Origin of the sequence: Pseudacidovorax intermedius (assembly GCF_001476815.1) — a bacterium.
Lineage (GTDB): Bacteria > Pseudomonadota > Gammaproteobacteria > Burkholderiales > Burkholderiaceae_C > Xenophilus > Xenophilus intermedius_A.
The window spans coordinates 73,351-82,465 of record NZ_LDSL01000018.1; the positions used below are offsets into that span (position 1 = coordinate 73,351).

The window sequence follows — 9,115 nt, forward strand, 5'->3', positions numbered from 1 at the left end:
TCAGGCCTCCTGCGCGGCCCCGGCGGCGGTCCCCGCCGGCGGCAGGGCCGGAAAGCGCCGGGCGGCCAGTTCCTGCAGGCCGAATTCGGCCAGCAGGGCCCGCAGCCGCTGCGCCGCGCTGGCCTTGCGGTGGCCGGTGCGGCGCGCCAGGATCAGCTCGTTCTTCATGCTGTGCTCCCAGCCCACCAGTTCGGTCACCGTCACCTGGTAGCCGCAGGCCTCCAGGTACAGGCAGCGCAGCACGTTGGTGAGCTGGCTGCCGATCTCGCGGGTGTGCAGCGGGTGCCGCCACAGCTCGGCCAGCGGCGTGCGCGCCAGCGACAGCGCCTTGTTCTGCCGCAGGCTGGCCGCCACCTCGGCCTGGCAGCAGGGCACCAGCACCATGAAGCGGGCCTGCTTGGCCAAGCCGAAGGCAATGGCGTCGTCGGTGGCGGTGTCGCAGGCATGCAGCGCGGTCACCATGTCGATCTTTTCCGGCAGCGCGGTGGACGTGGCGGACTCGGCCACCGACAGCGCCAGGAAGTGCATGCCCGAAAAGCCCAGCCGGTCGGCCAGCGCCCGCGAGCGCTCGACCAGTTCGGCGCGCGTCTCGATGCCGTAGATGGCGCCGCCGCCGCGCGGCCTGAAGAACAGGTCGTGCAGGATGAAGCCCAGGTAGGACTTGCCGGCGCCGTGGTCGGCCACGGTGGCGGCGGCGCCCTGGTCGGGCAGCTCCAGCAGCAGGGTCTCGATGAACTGGTACAGGTGGTGGACCTGCTTGAGCTTGCGCCGCGAATCCTGGTTGAGCCGGCCGTCGCGGGTCAGGATGTGCAGCTCCTTGAGCAGCTCGACCGACTGGCCGGGGCGCAGCTCGGCGGCCAGGGCAGCGTCGGGCGGGGGCGCCGTCGCGCCCTGGCGGGCCTGCGGCGGGCGGGCGTTGGCGCGCTTCATGGCCGCCCCCCTGCCCCGGCGCCCACGTCCAGCGCCGCCCAGCCACCCTCACCCAGCGCCTCGAGCGTGTCGATGTTGCGCTCGAAGATGTCGGCGGCATTCGGGAAGGCGTCCACTGCCCGGTCGATGCTCGCCTCGCGCAGCAGGTGCAGCACCGGATGCGGCGAGCGGTTGGTGAAGTTGCCGATGTCGTCCTCGTCGGTGCCGGCGAACTGGAAGCGCGGATGGAAGCTGGCCAGCTGCAGCTCGCCCTCGTGGCCGGCGCGGCGCATCAGGCGCTCACAGCGGCCGGAGAAATCGTGGAAGTCGTAAAAGTCGTGCAAGGCGTCGGGAACGATGAGCAGGGTGGTGTCGCGCACGTCCGCCGGCAGCGCCCGCAGGGCCTCGGCCTCGGCCAGCAACCGGGCGGCCAGGCGGTCCAGGTCGTCGCCGGCATGCACGGCATAGTGCACCTGGCCGCGGACCTGCACGGCCTTGGCGAAGGGGCACAGCTGCAGGCCGATCACGGCCCGGTCCACCCAGCGGCGGGTGTCGGCGATGGCCTGGTCGGCATCGATCGTCATGGAAGGCATCATCCTGGTGTGGGAGAGAACGTGGCGCGCCGGCGCGCGGCGCCGGTGCAGCGCCCGATTGTCCCGTCAAGCGGCCGGCGACGCCCGGCGACCCAGCCAAAGGGCCAGGCGGATGCCGGCCAGCGAACACAGCAGGGTGAACACCCAGGTCCATTGCCAGCCGCCCGTCCGCTGCGCCAGCCAGCCCACCAGCGGCGGCGCCAGGAACTGGCCCAGCGACGAGGCCTGCTGCATCAGTCCGACGGTGGTGGAGGCGGCCTGCGGCACGATTCGCCCGCCCAGCATGAACAGCGTGGCGGGCACCATGCCGCCCGCCAGCGAGAAGGCGCAGACGGCCAGGTAGCGCACCGGGGCAGGCAGGCTCCACGCCTCGGCACCGCTGCCGACCTGCACGAAGGCCGCGAAGGCGGCCACCGCCATCACGAGGAAGCCGCGCACCAGCAGCTGCGCCGGCGCATGGCCGCGCTGCAGCAGCCGGCCGCCCATGACGTTGCCCACGATGTTCACGGCCGCGGCGACGGCGGTGAGCACCGCCGTCCAGCCCGGCGCCAGGCCCACGGCGCCGTAGATCGTGGGCAGGAAGCCGATCACCGCCATCCACTGGGCCGCATACATGCCGAAGGCGAGGGCCGCCCACCAGGCGCCGGGCGCCCGAAGCGTCAGGCCGAGCCGGTCGGACCAGCCCTCGCCGGCGGCCGTCCGCGACCGCGGGCCGTCGGCCGGCACGGCATGCACCACGCCTGCCAGCGCCATCGCCGACACCAGCGCGGCGCCCTGCCACCAGCCCGTCCAGCCGCCCACGTGCAGGAACAGCGGACCGGCCAGCAGCGCCAGCGACACGCCCAGCGGCATGTAGGCACCCCACCAGCCCAGGGCCGACTTTTCGGCACCCGGTGGCGCCAGCCGGCGCACCAGCACCGGTCCCGGCATCACCGCCAGCAGGAAGCCGGCGCCTTCCACCACGCGCAGCGCCAGCAGCGATGCGAAGCCGATGCCGCCCCACTCGCCCCAGGCGCCGGCCGTCGCCGACGCCAGCGTGAGCAGCGCCAGCCCCGTCAGCATGCAGCGCCGCGGCCCCAGTCCGTCGGCCAGCAACCCGGCCAGCAGGCCGAAGCCCATGCCCGCCAGCTGGAGCACCGACAGCAGGAAGCCGGCCTGCACCAGCGAGATGCCCAGCTCGGCCTGCAGCGCGGGCACGGCGGCCGGCAGCTTGCCCAGGTGGATGGACGCGGCGACGCCGCCCGCCACGACGAAGAAGGCCGCGTGGCGCGGCACGGGCGGCCCGCCCGCCGGCGACGTCCGGGCCGTCATTCGTCGGTCCACGGCCGGCCGGTGAGCCGTTCGTGCTCGCGCACGGCGAAGCGGTCGGTCATGCCGGCGATGTAGTCGGCCACGGCGCGCGGGCGGTCGGGCCGGCCGGCGTGGCGCTCCGGCAGGGCCATGTCGCCCTGCACGAAGGCCGCGAACAACTCGCGCACCACCTGCTGGGCGCGGCCGGTGGTGCGCATCACCTGCGGATGCCGGTAGAGGTTGGCGAACAGGAAGCGCTTGAGCGCCACCGACTGCGCCCGCATGCCCTCGCTGAAGCGCACCAGCGGCGGCAGGCCCCGCACCGCGTCCGCATCCGCCGGCCCGGCCTCGGCCAGCGCGGCGCGCGTGGTGTCGATCAGGTCGTAGACCTGCTCGCTGAGCATGCGACGGATGGCCTCGTACAGCAGCCGGCGCTCGTCCAGTTGCGGATGCTCGGCGAGCGTCTGGCGGCGGTGGCGGTCGAACAGCTCCACTTCCTGCAATGCCGGCAGCTGCAGCAGGCCGGAGCGCACGCCGTCGTCGATGTCGTGCGCGTTGTAGGCGATCTCGTCGGCCAGGTTGGTGAGCTGCGCCTCCAGGCTCGGCTGGGTGCCGTCGAGGAAGCGCCGGCCGATGCCGCCGGGCTCCTGCGCTTCCAGCCGCTCGGCATTGGCGCGCGAGCAGTGCTTGAGGATGCCCTCGCGCGTCTCGAAGCTGAGGTTCAGGCCGTCGAAACCGGGATAGCGGTGCTCCAGCGCATCGACCACGCGCAGGCTCTGCAGGTTGTGCTCGAAGCCGCCGTGCGCGGCCATGCAGCGGTTGAGCTCGTCCTGCCCGGCATGGCCGAAGGGCGTGTGGCCCAGGTCGTGCGCCAGAGCGATGGCCTCGACCAGGTCCTCGTTCAGGCCGAGCGCGCGCGCCACCGAGCGGCCCAGCTGCGCCACTTCCAGCGAATGCGTGAGGCGTGTGCGGAACAGGTCGCCCTCGTGGTTGAGGAAGACCTGCGTCTTGTAGACCAGCCGGCGGAAGGCCGTGGAGTGGACGATGCGGTCGCGGTCGCGCTGGAAGTCGTCGCGCGTGGGCGCGGGCGGCTCGGCGAAGCGGCGGCCGCGGCTGCGCGCGGGATCGCTGGCCCAGGCCGGCGCGTTCATCGCGCTGCCCTGCCCGTTCGTGTGCTCAAGGCGCCACGCATTCGGCCAGCACCTCGCGCACCAGCGCATCGGGCGCCGGCCGCATCACGGCACTGCCGGGCCGGTCGATGACGACGAAGCGGATCTCGCCGGCTTCGGCCTTCTTGTCCACGCGCATGAGGTCGAGATAACGCTGCGCGCCCAGCGCCGGCGCCACCACCGGCAGCCCGGCGCGGCGCACCAGCGCCGTCAGCCGTTCGACGAAGGCGGCATCGACGCCGCCCAGCTTCTGCGACAGCCACGCGGCCATCACCATGCCGCAGCCCACCGCCTCCCCGTGCAGCCATTCGCCGTAGCCCAGGCCGGACTCGATGGCATGGCCGAAGGTGTGGCCGAAGTTGAGGATGGCGCGCAGGCCGGACTCGCGCTCGTCCTGGCCCACCACGGCGGCCTTGATCTCGCAGCTGCGGCGCACGGCATGCGCCAGCGCCGCCGGCTCGCGCGCCACCAGCGCGTCGATGTTGGCCTCGATCCAGTCGAGGAAGGCCATGTCGGCGATGGGCCCGTACTTGATGATCTCGGCCAGGCCGGCCGACACCTCGCGCGCCGGCAGCGTGCGCAGCGTGCCCAGGTCGCACACCACCAGCTGCGGCTGGTAGAAGGCGCCGATCATGTTCTTGCCCTGCGGATGGTTGATGGCCGTCTTGCCGCCCACCGAGGAATCCACCTGCGCCAGCAGCGTGGTCGGCACCTGCACGAAGGGCACGCCGCGCATGTAACAGGCGGCCGCGAAGCCGGTCATGTCGCCCACCACGCCGCCGCCCAGGGCGAAGAGCACCGTGCGCCGGTCGCACTGGGCACCGAGCAGCGCGTCGAAGATGGTCTGCAGCGTCTGCCAGTTCTTGTGGGCCTCGCCGTCGGGCAGCTGCACCTGCTGCACCTGGGCGAAGCGGCCGGCCAGGGTCGCCTGGAGCTGCTGCGCGTAGAGCGGCGCGACGGTGGTGTTGGTCACGATCACCGCCGCGGCGGCCGTCGGCAGTGCGGCATAGACGGCGGGATCCGCCAGCAGGCCGTCGCCGATCAGGATGGGATAGCTGCGCTCGCCCAGGTCGATGTGGACCTGCTGGACGGCGCGCTCGGAAAGGGGGGTTGCGGCCATCGTCCGAGTTTAGAGGGGGGTGGCGGCGCCTTCGGCCGGCGGGGCGCTTTCCAGCGCCTGCTGCACGCCGGCCACCACGGCGCCGACGGAGGCGCGGCCGGTCTCGACCACGGCATGCGCCACCTCTCGGTACAGGGCGTCGCGGGCGGCGTAGAGCTCGCGCAGCCGGCCGAGCGGGTCGCTCACCTGCAGCAGGGGGCGCTTGGTGTCGTGGCGCAACCGGCGGTACAGGTCCTCGGCCGAGGCATGCAGGTAGATGACGCGGAAGGCGCCCTTCAGGCAGTCGCGGTTGGCCGGCCGGATGACGATGCCGCCGCCCGTGGCCACCACGCCGCCGGCGCTGCGGCCGAGTTCGGCCAGCACCTGTTCTTCCAGGTCGCGGAAGGCGGCCTCGCCCTCGCGCTCGAAGTATTCGCGGATGGAGCAGCCGATGCGCTGCTCGATGAGCACGTCGCTGTCGGTGAAGCCCAGGTGCAGCCGGCGGCCGAGTTCCTTGCCCACCGCCGACTTGCCGGCGCCGGGCATGCCGACCAGGGCGATGGATGAATGGAGCACGGTGGAAACACAACGCGGACGTGCCCCGGGGGACGCGTCCGCGTGAAGGAGATGGGGGTCGCGGAGTCTAGCAAGCCCCGCTGCGCCCGTGCCGCTCAGGGCACCGTTCTGACATTGATGGGCACGGTGTACGTGAAGCCGTCGGGCGCCAGCGTCGTGAAGCGCGCTTCCAGGACCTGGACGTAGCCGACCTGGCAGGCACGGCCCGTCGGTGTCAGCCGCAAGTCGAGCCGGGTGCGCGTGCGCGGCACGTCAGCCATGTCCGCGATCACCGACGGCGAGTCGAGGACCGTTGCCAGATTGGCGTCCGGCGGCCTCACGGCCACCGTGGTGCCGGCGGGCGCCGGGAAGGCCGCCGGGGTGCCGGCATACAGCACGAAGGCTTGGGCCGCGTTGCACTGGGCCGCCGAGATCGTGAGTTCGGACAAACTACGGCCGTCCGCAGTCGTCGGGCCGGCATAGAGGCCCAACTGCATCGGATCGTTGTAGCTGAACTGCGCTGCCTTGCTGATGACGGCACCCGTGCCCAGCCGGCTCGAGGCCACCACCCGGATGAACCGCTCGTCGGCCGGGCTCGGGGCCTGCACCACGAGGTCCACGCTGCAGCGCCCACCGCTGATGACGCAGTTGCCGCGCGACGCACCGCCGACGGCCAGGAAGTCCGCCGTGAAGGTGACCGGCACGCCGTCCGGCAGCGGATTGCCGTTGGCATCCGCCATCGCCACGGTGACCGTGCTGCGGCTGCCGCCGGCGCGGGCGTTCAGGTTGAGCACGGCCGCGGCCGCATCCACCCGCGCGAGCCGCGCGGCATCGGCCGTGACGGTCAGCGGATCGGCCTGGACGGCGAGGCTGCTGCCGTCCAGCGCCGCCTTGACCACCGCGGCCGCCGCCTTGGTGCCGGCCGACACCGAGGTCGTCACCACACCGTCGTCCCCGCTGGTGCCGCCGGACACGTTGAGCGTCACATCGGCACTGTCGACGGAGAAGTTGAGCAGCGCGCCTTTCACCGGCGTGTTGTTGCGGTCCATCAAGCGAAAGCGCAGGGTGGCCGTGTCCGAACGGCCGTCGACCGCCACGCCCTTCGACGCGATCAGCCGGTCGGGCGGATTCACGTCCAGCAGCACGATCGTCGTGACGGCTTGCTGCGGGCTGAGCCCGCTGGCCGCCGGCGCGGCCGTGATGGTGACCGCCTTCTGCGCCGACACGCTGGTGCCGCCCACCGACGTGGTGGCCGTGATGACCGTGGCGCCGAGCCCGGTGGGCAAGGCCGCGCGGAGTTCCGCGCTGGCGCGCCCGCCGTCGTCGGTCAGGGCTGTGCCGGCCGCCGCCGGAAGGTTCAGCAGGCTGCCGCCCGTCTCGGTGAATCGCACGACGGCGCCGCGCACCGGGGCACCGGCGGCATCCTTGACGACGGCCGACACGCGGCCGATCTCCACCGCCGTGAGCGAACCGGTCGACGCGCCGGTGCCACTCTGCACATCCAGCGTGACCGTGCCTTTGGGCACCGGTGCGGTGCCCGTGCCACCGCCGCCGCCGTCGCTCCCGCCAGGCGCCGGCTGGGTGCCGGCACCGCCGCCGGTCGGGAACGGAAAGGCAAACCCGCCTCCGCCGCCGCCCCCACCGCATGCGCCAAGCGCCAGGGCCATTACCACCATGCCGGCCCCGATGAAAGCCCTTGCAGTTCCTCTTCGCATCAACCTCTCCCCACGGTCCATGAACTTCAATGAAGACGCCGCATCCATGCTGTGCGGGACGCGGCTTGCTACACACCCTGCACGATCGGCGCGCCCAGACCTCAATGGGCCGGCCACTTACCGCGCTGCGGAGCGCACGGCCAAGCAGCTTTCGGGAAGGCAGCCCCGCCGGCAACGCCACCGGGACGCCACCCCGCGTAGGACGGCGCCGTCGCGGTACAAGCCTTGGCCCTTGCCCACCGCCGACCTTCCAGGGCCGGCCATGCCGACCAGCGTGGCGGCAAAGTGAGACACGCTCGAAACAACGCGGACCGCCCCTTGCAGGGCGGTCCGCGTGGAAAAGGAAATGAAGGGGAAATGAAGGCCGCGCGGTCCGGCAAGCCAGCGCGGCCCTGCGCGGCCCGTTAGGGCACTGTGGTCACAGCGATGGTGCTCGTGCTCTTGATGCCGTTGCCCGCAGTGAAGCTCACGTCGACCAGAGACGTCGCCCCCACCGTGCATGATGCGGTGGTCGGGGTGAACCGCAGGTCGACACGGGTGCGCACGCGCGGATCGGACAGCACGTCGTCGATCGTGGCCTGCGAGGCCAACGCCGCCGTCAGGGTGGGATTGCTGCTCGTGACGCTGACCGCGGTGCCGGCCGGCGGCGGGAAGGCGGCCGGCGTGCCTGCAAAGAGCGACAGGACCTGCACCGTATTGCACTGGGCCGCAGACACCGTGAAGGCCGTCACCTGCGTGGTGCTGGCTGCCGTCGGCCCCGTGTAGAGGCTCACGAGCGAGACGTCGTTGGCAGTGAATCGCACCGCCTTGCTGATTGACGTCCCGCTGCCGACGCGGGTCGACGCCGTAACCGTCACGTACTGGCCATCCGCCGGACGCGGGTCCTGGACCACCAGATCCACGGTGCACAGGCCGCCTGCAGTGACGCAGCCGCCGCGCGACGACGAACCCACGGCCAGGAAGTCGGAGGTGAACACCACCGGCACGCCGTCGGCCACCGGGTTGCCGTTCGCATCGGCGATGCGAACGGTGATCGTGCTCTTGTCGCCGGACTGGCGATAGTTGAGGTTGTACTTCGTGGCGGACAGGTCGAAGCCCGCCTGCGTCGCCGTGCCCGTCGTCACCGTCAACTGGTCGGACTGCGTCGTCACCGCATTGCTGCCGTTGACCGTGGCCTGCACCACGACCACCGTGGCGACGCTGCCGGACGACACGGTCGTCACGACCACGCCGTCGGTGTCGCTGGTGGCGGTGGGCACGTTGAGGGTGACGCCGGTGCCGTTGACGGCAAAGTTCACCAGCACGCCCTTGACGGGCGAGTTGTTGGCATCGACGATGCGGAAGCGCAGCGTGGCCGACTCCGAGCGGCCGTTGCCGCCGGCGCCCTTGATCACGATCGACTTGTCGGCCGGGTTCGTGTCCAGGAAGTTGATCGCCTTGGCAGCCAGTTGCGGGCTCACCGCGCTCGCGGCAGGCGCGCTGGAAATGGCAATGGACTTCTGCGCCGCCACCGGCGTGGTACCCACCGTGGCCGCAGCCGTAATGGTGGTCGCACCCAGGCTCGACACGGAGGCCGCACGGATCTCCACCGTCGCGCGGCCGCTGGCATCGGTCAGCGCCGTGGCCGCCGCGGGCGAGATGGTCAGCAGGCTGCCGCCGGTTTCGGCGAACTTGACGATGGTGCCGCTGACCGGGTTGCCGGACGCGTCCTTGACGACGGCGACGGCCTGGCCGATCTCCAGGGCCGTGAGCGAGGTGGTCGAGGCGCCGGTGCCGCCGCGCACG

The 9,115-nt window shown here is 72.1% G+C and carries 8 protein-coding genes; all 8 read right to left on the minus strand.

The genetic code is table 11. The features are described from left to right. Complete coding sequence (locus NS331_RS02565; protein ID WP_058640447.1) at window positions 1-930, minus strand: class I SAM-dependent methyltransferase; 930 nt, start codon at window positions 928-930, stop codon at window positions 1-3. Continuing rightward, the gene (locus NS331_RS02570) at window positions 927-1,493 is read right to left on the minus strand and encodes a DUF1415 domain-containing protein (protein WP_242873626.1); all 567 of its coding nucleotides are present in this window, start codon (window positions 1,491-1,493) and stop codon (window positions 927-929) included. Before NS331_RS02570 ends, NS331_RS02565 begins: the two co-directional genes overlap by 4 nt. A gap of 75 nt (window positions 1,494-1,568) precedes the next feature. After that, window positions 1,569-2,813, minus strand: coding sequence for an MFS transporter (locus tag NS331_RS02575; RefSeq protein ID WP_058640449.1), 1,245 nt, complete (start codon window positions 2,811-2,813; stop codon window positions 1,569-1,571). Next, a complete protein-coding gene (locus tag NS331_RS02580) occupies window positions 2,810-3,943 on the minus strand; it encodes a deoxyguanosinetriphosphate triphosphohydrolase (protein ID WP_058640450.1) in 1,134 nt (377 codons plus the stop codon). The genes NS331_RS02575 and NS331_RS02580 overlap by 4 nt, the downstream gene beginning before the upstream one ends. A 25-nt stretch (window positions 3,944-3,968) precedes the next feature. After that, window positions 3,969-5,081 (minus strand): 3-dehydroquinate synthase, encoded by a 1,113-nt coding sequence (aroB, locus tag NS331_RS02585; protein WP_058640451.1) that lies wholly within the window; start codon window positions 5,079-5,081, stop codon window positions 3,969-3,971. 9 nt (window positions 5,082-5,090) lie between these two features. After that, window positions 5,091-5,636, minus strand: a complete 546-nt coding sequence (locus NS331_RS02590) for a shikimate kinase (RefSeq protein ID WP_275936443.1) — start codon at window positions 5,634-5,636, stop codon at window positions 5,091-5,093. A 95-nt stretch (window positions 5,637-5,731) separates the two neighbouring features. Continuing rightward, a complete protein-coding gene (locus tag NS331_RS02595; protein ID WP_153012724.1) occupies window positions 5,732-7,378 on the minus strand; it encodes an Ig-like domain-containing protein in 1,647 nt (548 codons plus the stop codon). 356 nt (window positions 7,379-7,734) lie between these two features. Further along, window positions 7,735-9,115: Ig-like domain-containing protein (locus tag NS331_RS26545; protein WP_206597310.1), on the minus strand; the 1,381-nt coding region annotated here is incomplete at its 5' end.